General features: G+C 58.1%; 15 protein-coding genes and 1 tRNA gene. 14 read left to right on the top strand and 2 right to left on the bottom strand.

The window, feature by feature from the left end:
- The first annotated feature begins 16 nt into the window (after window positions 1–16).
- The 10 genes from ruvB (at window position 17) to nadA (ending at window position 8,799) form a co-directional block, all read left to right on the top strand.
- Window positions 17–1,030: a Holliday junction branch migration DNA helicase RuvB gene (ruvB, locus tag F451_RS0102655; RefSeq protein ID WP_020679805.1), complete on the top strand. Its 1,014-nt coding sequence runs from the start codon at window positions 17–19 to the stop codon at window positions 1,028–1,030.
- A gap of 537 nt (window positions 1,031–1,567) precedes the next feature.
- Window positions 1,568–2,248 carry a protein TolQ gene (gene tolQ, locus F451_RS0102650; RefSeq protein ID WP_020679804.1) on the top strand — a complete coding sequence of 227 codons (681 nt, stop codon included), beginning with the start codon at window positions 1,568–1,570 and terminating at the stop codon, window positions 2,246–2,248.
- A gap of 121 nt (window positions 2,249–2,369) precedes the next feature.
- A complete protein-coding gene (tolR, locus tag F451_RS0102645) occupies window positions 2,370–2,786 on the top strand; it encodes a protein TolR (protein WP_020679803.1) in 417 nt (138 codons plus the stop codon).
- A 9-nt stretch (window positions 2,787–2,795) separates the two neighbouring features.
- Window positions 2,796–3,839, top strand: coding sequence for a cell envelope integrity protein TolA (gene tolA / locus F451_RS24615; RefSeq protein WP_169434422.1), 1,044 nt, complete (start codon window positions 2,796–2,798; stop codon window positions 3,837–3,839).
- Between the two features lie 5 nt (window positions 3,840–3,844).
- A complete protein-coding gene (tolB, locus tag F451_RS0102635; protein ID WP_026291452.1) occupies window positions 3,845–5,146 on the top strand; it encodes a Tol-Pal system beta propeller repeat protein TolB in 1,302 nt (433 codons plus the stop codon).
- A gap of 69 nt (window positions 5,147–5,215) precedes the next feature.
- Window positions 5,216–5,746 (top strand): peptidoglycan-associated lipoprotein Pal, encoded by a 531-nt coding sequence (gene pal / locus F451_RS0102630; protein ID WP_020679800.1) that lies wholly within the window; start codon window positions 5,216–5,218, stop codon window positions 5,744–5,746.
- 6 nt (window positions 5,747–5,752) lie between these two features.
- Window positions 5,753–6,541: a tol-pal system protein YbgF gene (gene ybgF / locus F451_RS0102625; RefSeq protein ID WP_020679799.1), complete on the top strand. Its 789-nt coding sequence runs from the start codon at window positions 5,753–5,755 to the stop codon at window positions 6,539–6,541.
- Between the two features lie 93 nt (window positions 6,542–6,634).
- Window positions 6,635–7,327: a 7-cyano-7-deazaguanine synthase QueC gene (gene queC, locus F451_RS0102620; protein ID WP_026291450.1), complete on the top strand. Its 693-nt coding sequence runs from the start codon at window positions 6,635–6,637 to the stop codon at window positions 7,325–7,327.
- Window positions 7,328–7,382: 55 nt separating this feature from the next.
- Window positions 7,383–7,458 (top strand) — tRNA-Lys (locus tag F451_RS0102615).
- Between the two features lie 288 nt (window positions 7,459–7,746).
- On the top strand, window positions 7,747–8,799 hold the full coding sequence (gene nadA, locus F451_RS0102610; protein ID WP_020679797.1) for a quinolinate synthase NadA: 1,053 nt from the start codon (window positions 7,747–7,749) through the stop codon (window positions 8,797–8,799).
- Between the two features lie 350 nt (window positions 8,800–9,149).
- On the opposite strand, the gene F451_RS0102605 is transcribed toward nadA, so the two are convergent.
- A complete protein-coding gene (locus F451_RS0102605; RefSeq protein WP_020679796.1) occupies window positions 9,150–10,592 on the bottom strand; it encodes a M48 family metalloprotease in 1,443 nt (480 codons plus the stop codon).
- Between the two features lie 90 nt (window positions 10,593–10,682).
- Here F451_RS0102605 and F451_RS0102600 point away from each other — a divergent pair, with 90 nt between their 5' ends.
- Window positions 10,683–10,919, top strand: coding sequence for a sulfurtransferase TusA family protein (locus F451_RS0102600; protein WP_020679795.1), 237 nt, complete (start codon window positions 10,683–10,685; stop codon window positions 10,917–10,919).
- 18 nt (window positions 10,920–10,937) lie between these two features.
- Window positions 10,938–12,023: an AI-2E family transporter gene (locus tag F451_RS0102595; RefSeq protein ID WP_020679794.1), complete on the top strand. Its 1,086-nt coding sequence runs from the start codon at window positions 10,938–10,940 to the stop codon at window positions 12,021–12,023.
- 35 nt (window positions 12,024–12,058) lie between these two features.
- On the opposite strand, the gene F451_RS0102590 is transcribed toward F451_RS0102595, so the two are convergent.
- Complete coding sequence (locus F451_RS0102590) at window positions 12,059–12,526, bottom strand: peroxiredoxin (RefSeq protein ID WP_020679793.1); 468 nt, start codon at window positions 12,524–12,526, stop codon at window positions 12,059–12,061.
- Window positions 12,527–12,708: 182 nt separating this feature from the next.
- Here F451_RS0102590 and dapA point away from each other — a divergent pair, with 182 nt between their 5' ends.
- Together dapA and bamC are read left to right on the top strand one after the other, a co-directional pair.
- On the top strand, window positions 12,709–13,590 hold the full coding sequence (gene dapA / locus F451_RS0102585; protein WP_020679792.1) for a 4-hydroxy-tetrahydrodipicolinate synthase: 882 nt from the start codon (window positions 12,709–12,711) through the stop codon (window positions 13,588–13,590).
- Window positions 13,591–13,594: 4 nt separating this feature from the next.
- Window positions 13,595–14,986 (top strand): outer membrane protein assembly factor BamC, encoded by a 1,392-nt coding sequence (gene bamC / locus F451_RS0102580; RefSeq protein WP_020679791.1) that lies wholly within the window; start codon window positions 13,595–13,597, stop codon window positions 14,984–14,986.
- Window positions 14,987–15,081: the final 95 nt, after the last annotated feature.

Here is a 15,081-nt window from a genome sequence, read left to right as displayed (position 1 = left end):
AAGGGAGTGCGGTGGCATGATCGAGGCGGACCGTTTTATTGCGCCGCAGTCCAGCCCGGCTGAGGAGGTGCTGGATCGGGCGGTGCGTCCCAAGACGCTGGCCGATTACGAAGGCCAGCCCCGGGTGCGCGAGCAGATGGAGATTTTTATCGAGGCGGCGCGTCAGAGGGGCGAGGCGCTCGATCACACCCTGATCTTCGGCCCGCCCGGGCTCGGCAAAACCACCCTGGCCAATATTATCGCCAACGAAATGGGCGGCGCGATCAAGACCACTTCGGGGCCGGTGCTGGAAAAGGCCGGTGATGTGGCGGCCATGCTCACCAGTCTGGAGCCCGGCGATATCCTGTTTATTGATGAGATTCATCGCTTGAGCCCCAATGTTGAGGAAATTCTCTATCCGGCCATGGAGGACTATCAGCTGGATATCATGATTGGTGAGGGGCCTGCGGCGCGCTCGATCAAGATTGAACTGCCTCCGTTTACACTGGTGGGTGCCACTACTCGGGCCGGTCTGCTGACATCGCCGTTGCGGGATCGCTTTGGGATTGTGCAGCGACTGGAGTTTTACGGCATTGATGATCTTGCGCATATCGTGGCGCGTTCGGCGCGCCTGTCGGGCGGCACCATTGCGCCGGACGGAGCGCTGGAGGTTGCCAAGCGGGCCCGGGGTACGCCGCGTATCGCCAATCGCCTGTTGCGACGTGCGAGGGACTACGCCGAGGTCAAGGGTAATGGTGAGATCGATCGGCGTACGGCGGATCTGGCGCTCAATATGCTGAGTGTCGATGAGCGCGGTTTCGATCACATGGACCGGCGTCTCCTGCTGGCGATGATCGAGAAGTTTGGCGGCGGTCCCGTGGGCGTCGACAACCTGGCGGCGGCCATATCGGAGGAGCGGGATACCATCGAGGATGTGCTGGAACCCTATCTTATTCAGCAAGGTTACATCATGCGTACGCCGCGCGGGCGCATCGTGACGGACCATGCGTATCTGCACTTTGGTCTCGAGGTGCCGGAACGCACGTTTTAAGCCAGTGGCGGTGGAACAGGCTCGCCACCGTGCACTGTTTAGGGGCTTGTTGTTACGGTGGAGATTCTTTTTGCAGTAGTGTCGCTGATGCCGCTTGATTAAATCTTGGCGCCTGATATTGTGAGCGCAGAAATCGCCCGACTGCCCAAAGGTCCAGGTCCCTGGTCCCTGCCCATCGCGAAAACGACTTCTCTGCTCATCCGGTCTTCACCTCTGCTGCGCGCGCCTGTTAAGGTAGTGCGGCTGTGTGCGTGGGGTCGGCTATCGAGCATCAGCCTCGTTCATTCTGCAGCAAGCTTGCGGCCGCTATCATTCGGTGCTCCTGATTGTGAGTGAACCAATCGGCATGAGCGCTATCATACAGCGTTCGTCGTGGGGTCTGTGTTAGGGTCGAGTGTGGTAGCCGGCTTGCAGTGCCTGGCGCCGATAACGTATGCAGTCGATTGTGGTCTGTTCGGTGCCGCTGGCACAGGATTGTCCTGTTTTTCAACCGAGTAAGCCGGCCCGCAGTGGTCTGGCGCGTGAGAGGAAATTGTTGTGGTCGAGGAAATGTCGATCTGGAGCCTGGTGCTCAACGCAAGCCTGGTTGTACAGCTGGTCATGCTGATTTTGCTGTTGGCGTCCTTCCTGTCATGGATCATGATTTTTCAGCGTCGTCGCGTGTTTAACGACGCAAGCAAGGGGCTGGCGGTTTTTGAAGAGCGTTTTTGGTCCGGCGTTGACCTGGGGCACCTGTTTCGCGAAGTGAATCAGTCGCCGGATCCGGGTAATGGCGCCGAGAACATTTTTCGCTCCGGCATCAAGGAATTCACCCGCCTGACGCAGCAGCGCAACTATGACCCGGATGCGGTGATGGAAGGCATTCAGCGCAGCATGCGCGTGGCCCTGGCGCGGGAAGAGGAAAAGCTGGATCAGCACCTCCCGTTTCTTGCCACTGTCGGTTCAACCAGCCCCTATATCGGCCTGTTTGGTACCGTGTGGGGGATCATGAACTCGTTCCGAGGGCTTGCGAACATGCATCAGGCCACTCTGGCATCGGTGGCGCCGGGTATTTCCGAGGCGCTGATCGCGACGGCAATCGGCCTGTTTGCGGCGATTCCGGCGGTCATCGCCTATAACCGTTTCTCGGCCAAGTCCGAAGGGTTGCTGAACCGTTACGAAACTTTTGCCGATGAGTTTTCCAGCATACTGCACCGTCGTATTCATTCAGCGGACTGATCGGGGTGGGGTGCATGATAAGCCAACAGAAATACAGGTGTGCGCTGAGTGCCGGGGTCGAGGTTTTGTCCCGGGACCGCCGTGATCATTCAGCCATTCAGCGCATTGATTGGGTGTGCGCATGATTAGACGACAGAAGCGCAAGCGCAAGCTGAACGCGGAGATTAACGTCGTTCCCTATATCGACGTGATGATGGTATTGCTGGTGATCTTTATGGTCACCGCCCCGATGCTCACCCAGGGTGTTGATGTGGAACTCCCCAAGGCCTCCGCAGATCCTGTGGACAGTAAGGATAGCGAGCCGATGATCGTGACCGTGGACGCCGATGGGCAGTACTACATCAACCTCGGCGGCTCTGAGCAGTCGGCGGTCAGTGCTGACGATGTGGCTGAGCGGGTGCAGAAAGTGCTGGCGGCCAATCCGGAAAAAATGCTGCTCGTCAAGGGTGACCGGCGGGTGGAGTATGACAAGGTGGTCGGGCTCATGGTGCTGCTGCAGCAGGCAGGCGCACCGAGTGTCGGACTGGTAACCGAGTAGGTATTGACGGTGGATAAGCGCAGTTACCTGGTACCGAGCCTGCTTGCACTGGTGTTGCACGCGGGTGTGCTGTTGCTGCTTGCCGGTCACTGGTTTGATCATGCCGATCCGCGCGAGCTCAAGCCGCGCCATATCCAGGCACAGATGGTCGATTTGGGCGCGGTGAGTCAGGCGCTGGAAAAGCAGACCGAGCAGGCCAGGCGTATTGAAGAGGCGCGCAAAAAGGACGAGCAGCGCAAGCAGAGCGAGCGCGATAAGGCACAGGAAAAGCAGCGTCAGCAGGAATTGGCCGCCCAGGAAAAGGCCCTGAAGGAACGGCAGGCGCAGGAGCAGAAGGTCAAGGACCAGCAGGCGCGGGAAGTGGCGGCAAAGGAAAAGGCGACGAAAGAGGCCGAGCAGAAGGCCCAAACGCAGCGCCAGGAAAAGGAGAAAGCCCGCGTCGCGGCTGAGGCGAAGCAAAAGGCCGACGAGCAGGCGAAGCTCGCTGCCGCGAAGAAAAAACAGGCTGACGAGCAGGCGAAAGCCGCCGCGCAAAAGAAAAAACTGGCCGAGGCACAGGCGAAAGCCGCGGCTGAGAAGAAAAAGCAGGCTGAAGTTGCAGCCAAGGCCAAGGCCGAAGCCAAGCGTGTTGCCGAGGCCAAGCGCAAGCAGGAAGAACAGCAGCGCAAAGAAGCGGAAAAGGCACGCGAGCTGCAGGAGCTTGAAAAGGCCATCGCCCAGGAGCAGCGTATTGCCGCAGATCGGGCATCGCAGCAGCTGATGACGACGATGGCGGATTACATCAACGCCGAGTTAAGCCGCAATTGGCGTGTTTCAAGTGCGTTTCGCAATGGCATGGAGGCCGTAGTGGAAATTCGACTTTTCCCGTCCGGCGAAGTTGACAGCGCTAATCTGGTTCAGAGCAGTGGTGATTCGGGGTTCGACAATGCTGCTGTGCAGGCGGTATTCAAGGTAGATCGTTTTGTAAGGGTTGCGGAAGTGGATCCATTGACGTTTGAGCGCAATCTCAGAAAATTCAGAGTCAAGTTCCGGCCGGAGGGATTAAGGTGGTAACAGCGATGAAGCAAAGACTACTGGCGTGCTGCGTATTGATGCTGCTGGCATTTGGCGCGCGCGCCGAGCTGGTGATCGAAGTTACGCAGGGTGTGGATGCGCCGACGCCGATCGCCGTGGTGCCCTTTGGCTGGAGCGGAGCTACACCGCTGCCGGAGGATCTCGCCGAGATTGTTTCTACGGATCTGTATCGCAGCGGTTTTTTCAGTGCCATGAAGCGCGGCGATATGCTCAGCTTTCCGCAGCAGCAGGCCCAGGTGTTCTTTCGTGACTGGCGCGTATCCGGGCAGAACTATCTGCTGATCGGTCGCGTGACCTCCACGGGAGGGGAGCAGCTGCAGGTCACCTATGAGCTGTATGACGTCCTCAAGGAAACGCGGGTGCTTGGCGAACAGATCAGTGGTTCGACACGCAACATGCGTGATATTGCGCACTACATTTCCGATGCGGTGTTCGAGAAGCTCACTGGCCTGCGCGGCGCGTTTTCAACCCGTATCGCTTATGTGACGGCCCAGAACCAGGGCGGCGGCCGACATCGCTTCAGTCTGCAGCTGGCGGATGCCGATGGCGCACGGGCACGGACTATTCTGGAGTCCCGCGAGCCGATCATGTCGCCGTCCTGGTCCAAGGATGGCAGCAAGCTGGCCTATGTATCATTTGAAAGTTCGCGTCCGGGGATCTACGTGCAGCACCTGGCGACCGGCAAGCGGGAAAAAATTCAGTCCTTTGCGGGCCTCAACGGTGCGCCGGCCTGGGCGCCGGACGGACAGCGCCTCGCGCTGACACTGTCCAAGGACGGCAATCCCGAGATCTACACGCTGGATCTGGCGCGTCGCCAGTTGACCCGGGTTACGCATCATTATGGCATCGACACCGAGCCGACCTGGGCGCCTGACGGGCAGTCCATACTGTTTACCTCGGATCGCGGCGGCCAGCCGCAAATTTACCGCGTCTACCTGGCGGACAGGCGCATTGAGCGTGTGACTTTTGAGGGCAACTACAACAGCAGCGGCAAGCTGACGCAGGATGGCCGCTTTCTGGCCATGGTGCATCGCAGTGCGGGCGCCGGGGCGGCCTTCAATATCGCGGTACAGGATTTAAAGACAGGACGGCTGGATATTCTGACCCAGACGTCGCTGGACGAATCACCTACCATCGCACCCAATGGCAGCGTTGTGCTGTATGCGACCCAGCAGGGTAACAATGGTGTGTTGGCAGCAGTTTCTCTCGATGGCCGGGTGCGCTTTCGCATGCCTTCGTCATCGGGTGATGTTAGGGAGCCGGCCTGGTCCCCCTACTTGCAATAGGACCGGGCTAACATTACTTTACTCTACACATGAGTGACCATGACGGTCGCTTCAAGGAGCAATAGAAAGATGCGTGCGTTGAACGTTACCAAGGTTGCTGCTCTGGCTCTTACTTTCGCGTGGGTGGCGGGTTGCAGCTCCACCAGTACTCAGACCGACAGCGCCGACATGGGCGGTAGCATGGGTTCTGACAGCGGTGCCATGACATCCGGTTCGGCGGGCATGGGCGGCCTGTCCGGCTCGGAACTGCCGGCTGAAGTGGCAAACCTGCAGACCGTGTTCTACTTCGATTTTGACCAGTCTAGCGTCAAGGGCGAGTCTTTCGCTGATCTGGAAGCGCACGCGCGCTACCTGGCTTCGAACCCGCAGGCCAGCGTGCGCCTGGAAGGGCATGCCGATGAGCGCGGTACCCGTGAATACAACATCGCCCTGGGTGAGCGTCGCGGCAACGCTGTTGCGCGTTTCCTGATGGTAAATGGCTCGAACGCAGGGCAGGTCGAAGTGATCAGCTACGGCGAAGAAAAGCCGGCAGTGATGGGTCATGGCTCGGATTCCTGGGCCCAGAACCGTCGCGTTGAGCTGAAATACGCTGGCCGCTAAGTGCCCATGACTGTATTCAGACTCAAGTTTCTGGGACTGCTGCTGGCGCTTTCGCCAGCAGCCGTTCTGGCCGCGGATCCCGTGCCGGTGATTGAGATCGCGCCGGGACCTGGTCAGAGCTACTCCAGTGGCGGTACCTTCGCAACGCAGGAGACGCAGCTCATGCTGATGCTGCAGCAATTGCAGGACGAAGTTCGCAGTCTGCGTGGCCAGGTTGAATCACAGCAATATGAACTCAATCGTATGCAAAAGGATCAGCTTGAGCGTTACCGTGATCTGGATCGCCGCCTGAGTACGCTGATTACCGGAGCAGCAACGGCCCCTGTGTCCCCGGAGCTTAACCCTGATGCGGCTTTGCCGAATGCTGCTGCACTCACGCCTGAGCCCGAAACGCCCGTTTCCAGCGTGCCTTCAGCCCCTGTCGGGGCGGGCAGTGATGATCAGGCTTACCAGAGTGCTTTTGCGCTGGTGCGAGAGCGCAAGTTCGGTGAGGCGGCCAGTGCCTTTGAGCGTTTTGTGCAGGACTACCCGACGAGTCCTCGACTGGCGAATGCACACTACTGGCTTGGTGAAATTTATCTGGCCGAGCAGAAGCTGGATCTGGCCCAGGGCGCCTTTTCCCGCGTAGTGGACGATTTCCCCGGCAGTACCAAACTGCCAGATGCGCTCTACAAGCTGGGTGTACTGAACCATCAGCGTGGCAATGCAGCCGAGTCGGCGCGTTATTTCGAGCGGGTGATACATGACTTCCCGCAAAGTTCTGCAGCGCGATTGGCGCAAAATTTCAAACGCTAGGCCACGGTTGCCTGGTGTTTAGTTTGAGCCCGGTAACGCCGGGCTTAATTATTTGTATACTGTTCACTTCTTTAAAAAGCGGAAACTGTTTTGATGACTCAATCCTCCCCCAAAGCCGTGGTGTTGTTGTCCGGAGGCCTTGATTCAGCCACTGTGCTGGCGATGGCGCTCGATCAGGGTTACGACTGCCACGTGCTGAGCTTTGATTATGGTCAGCGCTCCCAGACCGAGCTGAACGCTGCCCGCGCTGTCGTCGGGGCGCTGGGTATATCCGAGCACAAGCACAAGGTCATACGGCTGCATCTGGAGGACTTTGGCGGTTCCGCGCTGACCGATCATTCGATTGACGTGCCGGAACAGGAAGTTGAGGGCGAAATACCCGTCACTTACGTACCCGCGCGCAATACGGTGTTCTTGTCACTGGCGCTGGGCTGGGCTGAAGTGCTGGATGCCAGAGCCCTGTTTATTGGCGTCAATGCGGTGGACTATTCTGGCTATCCCGATTGCCGGCCGGAATTTATTGCCGCTTTCGAAGCCATGGCGAACCTTGCCACCAAGGCGGGTGTCAGTGGCCAGCCGTTTCGTATCCAGACGCCGCTGATGCATATGACCAAGTCGGATATTATTGCGCAGGGGCAGCGTTTGGGGCTGGATTACGGCCTGACAGTGTCATGCTACCAGGCCGATGAGCAGGGGCGTGCGTGCGGTGTATGCGATAGCTGCCGGTTGCGGGCAAAGGGATTTGAGGATGCCGGTGTCGAGGATCCGACGCGCTATCAGGCATAAAATCCGCTCAAGGGGTTGCATCGACGCTGAAAGTCTTTAGAATGCGCAGCCCATCGGGTCGTTAGCTCAGTTGGTAGAGCAGTTGGCTTTTAACCAATTGGTCATAGGTTCGAATCCTATACGACCCACCAAATTCGAAAAAAGGGGGAGCACTGGTTGCTCCCCCTTTTTTTATGTTTTTTCGGCGTTCCCGCGTTGTGGTCAGTGTGCAACCGGGCGCTCGTCAGGCCGTCTGCAGGCTATTTTCATGGGTATTCTGCGTGTTCTGTGGTTGTGTTTATTCAATACGGGCACAATGAATGCCTTATCGGGTCAAAAGCAGTGACGGCGACCGTTGCCGCACAACTGTGGTATTATCTGTCGCCTCGAAATTCACACCGGGTTCATTGCCCTAATTTTGACAGACTGACATGACGCCTATGTTGAGCAAACATGACATCTCCGAGCGCATCCTGGTGCAGGAGCACTTAGCCAAAGAGCATCTGCCGGACGACATGAGTCGCGAGGATGTTGAGCGCTATAAAGCGCGTATCAAGGCATTGTTGAAAGAAAAGAATGCCTGTCTGGTCGCGCATTATTACACTGACCCCATCATTCAGGCGCTGGCCGAAGAAACCGGTGGCTGCGTTTCTGATTCGCTGGAAATGGCGCGTTTTGGCAGTGTTCGGCCTGAAACGACGCTGTTGGTAGCTGGCGTGCGCTTTATGGGCGAAACGGCCAAGATTCTGAGCCCCGAAAAGCGGATTCTCATGCCAACGCTGGAGGCGACCTGTTCGCTGGATATCGGTTGTCCGGCGCCCGAGTTCACCGCTTTCTGTGATGCACATCCTGACTACGAAGTTGTGGTGTATGCCAATACCTCCGCCGCCGTCAAGGCACGTGCCGACTGGGTGGTAACCTCGAGTATTGCGCTGGATGTGGTTGAGCACCTGGCCGATGAAGGCAAGAAAATTATCTGGGCGCCGGACAAGCATCTGGGTGCCTACGTGCAGAAACAGACCGGCATCGAAATGCTCATGTGGGATGGTGCCTGCATTGTGCATGAAGAGTTCAAGGCCAAGGGCTTGCTCGATCTGAAACGCGTCTACCCGGATGCAGCCATTCTGGTGCATCCGGAATCGCCGGCGTCGGTAATCGAGCTGGCTGATGCGGTGGGTTCCACATCCCAGTTGATCAAGGCGGCTGCCGAGCTACCCAACCGTGAGCTGATTGTGGCCACTGATCGCGGTATTTTCTACAAGATGCAGCAGGCGGCACCGGACAAGGTTTTCATTGAAGCCCCCACCGGCGGCAGTGGTGCAACCTGTCGCAGCTGTGCACATTGCCCCTGGATGGCAATGAACGGCCTGGAAAATATGGTGACGGCGCTGGAAGAAGGACATGATGAAGTGTTGGTGGATGCGTCCCTGATCGAGGCGGCGCGCCGGCCTCTGCAGCGCATGCTGGACTTCTCGGCCGCACTTAAAGGTTAGCAGCCTGTCGGGCTTAAAATTGATCTACTCGGCTCGGGAATCCTGCTTCGCCCTACCTCCTGCATCCATGCAGTCGTGCGGAAAAGCCGGTTCTCTCCGGTAATGAGGGGTCATTTTGTGTACTCTTTATTACTCGTCGCAGGCTCCTTGGTCTGCGACCCCGCTGTAGCGGTTCTTTCCACTGCGTTCCAAGTGTTAAATAGAACCACTATTTGCCTCCAAAGAGTTCAAAAACTAACTCAAATCGGTCTTTCCCTCGCTACGACCGGCCAAGTTCGACAGGCCGCTAGCAGCCGTCAGAGCCGCCCAGAACGGGCGGCTCTGTAACGTTAAAGAGTCCGTCCGGGCATTTAGAACTCCATTTTCAGATCTTCCCGCACCCGCTCGGCTTCAGTCTTGTAGGCTTGCAGCCGTGCGCGGTCTGATTCAGAAAGGTTCTTTTCCTTGAGGGCAAAGTCTACCTGGCGCAGGGCCTTGTCGACGTCGGCTGTGCGCAGGAAGTATTCGATGCGGGCTTCGTGCACGCGCAGGATCTGCCCGCTCAGGCCATAGGTTTCGGCCAGGTTAAAGCGACTGTCGATATCATTTGGATAGCGTCGTAGCAGTGCCTCGTAAAGGCGTGCTGCACGGGCGGGCTGCTCCATATCCTGCAACAGTCGTGCATAGGTTTTCTGTACCGGCAGGTTGTTGGGGTACAGCTCGTTCAGCTCGGCAAGAATCCGCTCGGCTTCACTGTCACGTTTAGCGGCGTGCAGGATTTCGGCCCTGGTGATGCGCACGTAGAGTTGCTGTTTCCAGTTTGCGTCCAGCTTGTCCAGTGCCTGCAGTGCCTTGGCGTGATCGCCGGCGGCACTGGCCGCCAGCGCAACACCATAGAAGTCGCGGCTGTTGCCGGAGCTCTGCGCTGCAGCCTCAAAGCTGGACAGGATGGCGCCGGGGCGGCTGGCGTAATGTACCTGGAGGCGGCTGCGGGCGATGTCGAATTCCGGTGTCTGGCGCTGTGTTCTGGGCACCGGCAGCTGAGCGGCACGGTTGAGCGAGTCGGCGATGCGGGACTGGGTGACCGGATGGGTCAGCAGGAACTCCGGTGGCCTGTCACCGTAAAAGCGCATCGAGCGCTGCATGCGTTCAAACATGCGTGGCATGGCGCCGGGGTCTATTTCGGATGATGCCAGAGTGGCCATGCCGATACGGTCGGCCTCCTGTTCATTCTGGCGACTGAAAGACAGGCGGGCCAGCTCGCCCGCGCCCAGTGTCGAGCTCAGCGCCGCGGCACCGGCCTGGGCATCGGCGGCAGCCACCAGGATGCTGCCCAGTACGGCGGCCATCATGAAGGGCCGGTTGCGGCGCTCTTCTTCCAGTTGCTGGGCAAAATGGCGCTGGCTAAGGTGGGCCAGTTCATGGGCCAGTACCGATGCCAGTTCGTCCTCTGCCTCGGCCGACAGCAGCAGGCCGCCGTGTACGCCTATGACGCCACCCGGTACGGCGAAGGCATTGAGCGTCTGGTTGTCGACGGTGATCAGCTCAAGCTGCGCCTGCGGCAGGGCGCTGTTGGCTGCCAGCTTCCAGAGCAGGTCTTCCAGGTAGCTGTAGACAATGGGGTCTTCGAGCAGCTTGGCGCGTCCACGCAGCATTCGGCCCCAGGTGTCGCCCAGGCGTGCTTCCTGTTGCAGTGAGACGATGGAGGAAGTGGTGTCACCAATCGTCGGCAGGTTCTGCGCCGCCTGGCTTGCAGGCGGAACGGACAGCATGAGTCCTATGAGCAGCGGGGGCAGGATTTTGAACGCTAGCATGGGGTTCCTTATCATCAGTCGCTGACGATTATCGTACAGAGCTTTATGCTAATATCCAGCTTCCAAAACGACCCGGCAAGAGGGGTAATCATGGTGAGCGGTGAATTCGATCAGGTGCTTGATGCCAGTGGGCTGAGTTGCCCGTTGCCGTTGCTCAAGGCCAAGCAGGCATTGAGTCGGCTGCAAAGCGGTGCTGTGCTAAAGGTCATTGCGACCGATGCGGGATCGGTGCGGGACTTCAAGGCATACACCGATCAATGTGACCATGAGTTGTTGCAATCGTTCACCGAGGACGAACGTTACATCTACATTATTCGGCGCTCTTAGCCAGCAGGGATTTGTTACATGCGCAAGATTTTCGGTAAATGGATTGATCGGTATTTCTCTGACGAAGAAGCGCTGTTGCTATTTATTCTGCTGGCGGTGGGGCTGACGGTCATCATTACGCTGGGGCAGCCATTGGCCCCGGTTTTTGCCGGCATCGTCCTGGCATTTCTGATGCAGGGGCCGGTGGACTGGATGGTGAAAAGGGGGTTGAATCACCTCAGTGCCGTGGTGCTGGTCTTCGTGGCCTTTGTCGGCTTTTTTATGGCGCTGTTGCTCTTTGTCATGCCCCTGGCCTGGAAGCAGCTTGTCACGCTGTTTAACGAGCTGCCGCGCATGGTTTCCAATGTGCAGTCAGTGTTGCTGTTGCTGCCGCAGAAGTATCCGGACTTTATTTCCGAGTCGCAGGTCCGGGAGTTGATTCAGCTGGCAACGACGGAGCTTAGCCAGATTGGGCAGTGGGTGCTGACCTTCTCGCTGAACTCCCTGGGTAACCTGGTGGCGCTACTGATCTATGTGGTGCTGGTGCCCATACTGGTGTTTTTCTTTTTGAAGGATGGCCGAAAGCTGATTGGCTGGTGGGCAAACTTCCTGCCGGAGCGTCGTCTGATGATGACCAAGGTCTGGCGCGAAATGGATGACCAGATTGCCAACTATATTCGTGGCAAGGCGCTGGAAATTCTCATCGTGGGGTCTGTGACTTTTGTCGTACTGGCCTTCCTGGGGGTTAACTATGCGGCGCTGCTGGGGATTATCGTGGGGTTGTCGGTGCTGGTGCCCTATATAGGCGCCGCGCTGGTGACGTTGCCTGTGGCGCTGATCGGGCTCTTTCAGTTTGGCTGGGGTGCTGAATTCATGTGGCTGATGGTGGCTTACGGCATCATTCAGGCGCTGGATGGTAACGTTCTAGTGCCACTGCTCTTCTCCGAAGCGGTGAATCTGCACCCGGTGTCGATCATTGTGGCGGTGCTGGTGTTTGGTAGCTTGTGGGGGTTCTGGGGCGTGTTTTTCGCCATTCCGCTGGCAACGCTGGTCAAGGCTATATTGAATGCCTGGCCACGTCATCAGCTACCGTCTGTGCCCGGCGATAACCAGCCGCAGCCATAGGCTTGCGGCTGGGTGAGCGTCTGTAAGCGTGTGAATCAGAGCGCTTTGACCGCCTCTAGCACGGCGTCTGCGTGACCTGCCACCTTAACCTTGCGCCATTCGTTGCGCAGTATGCCGGTCTTGTCGATCAAAAAAGTGCTGCGCTCAATACCCAGGTGCTCCTTGCCGTAAAGCTTCTTGAGCTTGATAACGTCAAACAGTGCGCACAGGCTTTCGTCGCTATCGCTGATCAGTTCGAACGGGAAGGACTGCTTTGCCTTGAAATTTTCATGGGCGCGCAGGCCGTCCCGTGATACGCCAAAGATGTCTGTATCCAGCGCCTGAAACTGGTCATACAGGTCACGAAAATTCTGCCCTTCAGTGGTGCAGCCGGGGGTGCTGTCCTTGGGGTAGAAATAGATCACCAGGTTACGTCCGCGCAGGGTGCTGGAGTCGACGCTCGCTCCGCTGGTCGCCTGGGCAGTGAAGTCCGGTACGGGCTGGTCGAGGGATACTTGGCTCATGGGGATTCCTTTTTGAGTCAAAAAACGGGTACGCTTCGAGCGTGCAAATCGTATAGAATACTGGGCCTTTCTACGAGATCAAACCCGCTGTTGGCAGCGGCCGGCGGGGGACCCTGGTCTCGTTGTACGAGTGTCTGGTACGCACAGTACCATAGACCCGAATTTGTCAGATGGAGAAAGTAATGATTACTGGCAGTATTGTTGCGCTCGTTACGCCGATGCAGACCAACGGAGATGTCGACTGGGATGCGCTGGACCGGGTAGTCGACCTGCACCTGGACAATGGCACCGACTCAATCGTTGCCGTTGGGACCAGCGGTGAGTCCGCGACCCTCGATTATGACGAGCATTGCCAGGTGGTCAAACGCATCATCAAACGGGTGGATGGGCGTCTGCCGGTTATTGCCGGCACCGGTGCGAACTCAACCCGCGAGGCCATCTTCATGACGCGCCGGGCCGCGGACCTGGGCGCCGATGCCTGTCTGTTGGTAACGCCGTACTACAATAAGCCGACCCAGGAAGGCTTGTACCAGCACTACAAGGCGGTTGCCGAAGCCGTTGCGGTACCGCAGATTCTGTACAACGTGCCTGGCCGTACCGCCTGTGACATGAGCAATGACACTACCCTGCGTCTGGCCGAGATCGACAACATCATTGGCATCAAGGATGCGACCGGTGATATCGGGCGCGCACGCGATCTCGTGGCCCGGGCGCCGAAAGACTTTGCGATCTACTCCGGTGATGATGCCACGGCGGTGGAGCTTATTCTCGCCGGTGGTCACGGTAACATCTCTGTCACCGCCAACGTGGCGCCGGCTGAGATGGCTGAACTTTGCCGTCTGGCCCTGGCGGGCGACGCTGCAGGCGCGCGGGCGATGCAGGAAAGACTAATGCCGCTGAACACTCAGCTGTTTGTAGAGTCCAATCCGATTCCGGTGAAATGGGCCCTCTACGAGATGGGTCTGATTGGTCCCGGTATTCGTCTTCCGCTGACGCTGCTGGCCGAGAGCTGTCAGCCGATTGTTCGCAATGCGCTGCGTGAGAGCGGCATCATTCAGGGCTAAACCCATGATGAAGAGTCAAACGCTGACAGGGGTGGTACTGGTCACAGTGGCAGGGCTGTCAGGTTGCAGTTCCATCTCCAACAATCCGCTTTATGGTGAAGATGGCTTGGTGCGCAACCGCTCCCAGGACTATGAACAAGCCCAGGCCCAGGCGCGGCTCGAGATTCCGCCGCATCTGCAGACGCGTGCGCTGAACGAGCAGCTGATCGTACCTGCGTTGGGCGATACGGCGACGCTGCGCCAGGATGATTTTAAGGTGCCGCGACCGGAATTTTTCTATGCTGACACCGGCTCCGAGCGGGTCAACCTGTCCCGCCTGGGCGATGAGAAGGTCATCGTCGTGGATGAGCCCATTGCCGATGTGTGGGTCAAACTGCAGGATTTCTGGCGCTTTAACGGCATTGAGCTGGCGAAGGCCGATCCGCGTCAGGGGCAAATGGAGTCCGGCTGGATTCGTGTCGAAGGCAAGGAATACGGCTTTGCTGATCGCTGGATCAAGAAGCTGACCTTCCAGGACGTCGAAACCGATACGCGCAACAAGCTGCGCATCAGTCTCAAGCCTGACCCGGAAAACTACGATCGCACCTCCATTCGTATCGATCACGTGGCATTTCCGTTTAATCAGCAGGTCGATACGGTCGACTGGAGCAGTCAGTCGACTGATGTGGGTTACAAGAGCGACATGATGTTCGACATGCTGCGTTACCTCAGCAAGGCGACGGCCGACTCCAGCGCGCAGAGCCTGCTGGCGCTGCAGCAGCGCGATACGCCTCGTCCGTTGCTGGGGCGTGACTCGCGCGGCAACCCGACGCTGAAGATTGAAACCTCGATCGATAACGCCTGGAATCTGATTGATAATGCCCTGACCGCGGCTCAGCTGGATGTCGGTACCCGGGACCAGGAACAGGGTATTTTCTATTTGACCTATACCACCACGACTCCGGTGGACGAGACGAAGAAGGCCGGCTTCTTTGAATGGCTGCATGGCGAGCGTGATGACATCAAGCTTGATACTGCGCTGTTCGAACGCACCCTGGGCTTTGGCGACTCCGAGGAAGAGGATGGAATCCGCTACAGCTCGAAGCAGACCGACCGTCTGGTGGAAGGCGTGGTTGACCAGAGTGACCTGGCTGATCCGGACAACCTTGCCAACCGGGAAGGCTACAAGATCTGGTTTGCCGGCAAGGTTATCTATGTCTTTGGTGGCGATGGCAAGAACGGTGGCTTGAACCGTGAAACCGGCAATTATGAATTCGTGGGTCGTTATCAGCTGCGCATGAACCGTACGCGCAGCGGCAGTTACCTGAGCGTCAGCACGGCCGACGGTATTGCGGCGCCGGCACTGGTGGCAGAAGAAATTCTGTGGAGTATCAAGGACCAGCTGCCCGCGAGCTGAGTTTCGCGAGCTGAATTGACCCGCGTTGGCCCGCGCCGCGGTATCCAAGGCGCCGCCGATGCATAGAACCGCATCAGGGTTATGCCCGCAAGATG

It is taken from the genome of Marinobacterium rhizophilum DSM 18822, assembly GCF_000378045.1.
GTDB classification, from domain to species: Bacteria; Pseudomonadota; Gammaproteobacteria; order Pseudomonadales; family Balneatricaceae; genus Marinobacterium_A; species Marinobacterium_A rhizophilum.
Note: the sequence above shows the minus strand (reverse complement) of the source record. Positions and strands in the feature narration are given on the sequence as shown.

Excerpts from the sequence above, each read along its gene's own strand:
- nadA (WP_020679797.1), top strand. The coding sequence starts at position 7,747 with ATGTTGAGCAAACATGACATCTCCGAGCGCATCCTGGTGCAGGAGCAC.
- ruvB (WP_020679805.1), top strand. The coding sequence starts at position 17 with ATGATCGAGGCGGACCGTTTTATTGCGCCGCAGTCCAGCCCGGCTGAG.
- ybgF (WP_020679799.1), top strand. The coding sequence starts at position 5,753 with ATGACTGTATTCAGACTCAAGTTTCTGGGACTGCTGCTGGCGCTTTCG.
- F451_RS0102605 (WP_020679796.1), bottom strand. The coding sequence starts at position 10,592 with ATGCTAGCGTTCAAAATCCTGCCCCCGCTGCTCATAGGACTCATGCTG.
- dapA (WP_020679792.1), top strand. The coding sequence starts at position 12,709 with ATGATTACTGGCAGTATTGTTGCGCTCGTTACGCCGATGCAGACCAAC.
- F451_RS0102595 (WP_020679794.1), top strand. The coding sequence starts at position 10,938 with ATGCGCAAGATTTTCGGTAAATGGATTGATCGGTATTTCTCTGACGAA.
- pal (WP_020679800.1), top strand. The coding sequence starts at position 5,216 with ATGCGTGCGTTGAACGTTACCAAGGTTGCTGCTCTGGCTCTTACTTTC.
- bamC (WP_020679791.1), top strand. The coding sequence starts at position 13,595 with ATGATGAAGAGTCAAACGCTGACAGGGGTGGTACTGGTCACAGTGGCA.
- queC (WP_026291450.1), top strand. The coding sequence starts at position 6,635 with ATGACTCAATCCTCCCCCAAAGCCGTGGTGTTGTTGTCCGGAGGCCTT.
- tolB (WP_026291452.1), top strand. The coding sequence starts at position 3,845 with ATGAAGCAAAGACTACTGGCGTGCTGCGTATTGATGCTGCTGGCATTT.
- F451_RS0102590 (WP_020679793.1), bottom strand. The coding sequence starts at position 12,526 with ATGAGCCAAGTATCCCTCGACCAGCCCGTACCGGACTTCACTGCCCAG.
- tolR (WP_020679803.1), top strand. The coding sequence starts at position 2,370 with ATGATTAGACGACAGAAGCGCAAGCGCAAGCTGAACGCGGAGATTAAC.
- F451_RS0102600 (WP_020679795.1), top strand. The coding sequence starts at position 10,683 with ATGGTGAGCGGTGAATTCGATCAGGTGCTTGATGCCAGTGGGCTGAGT.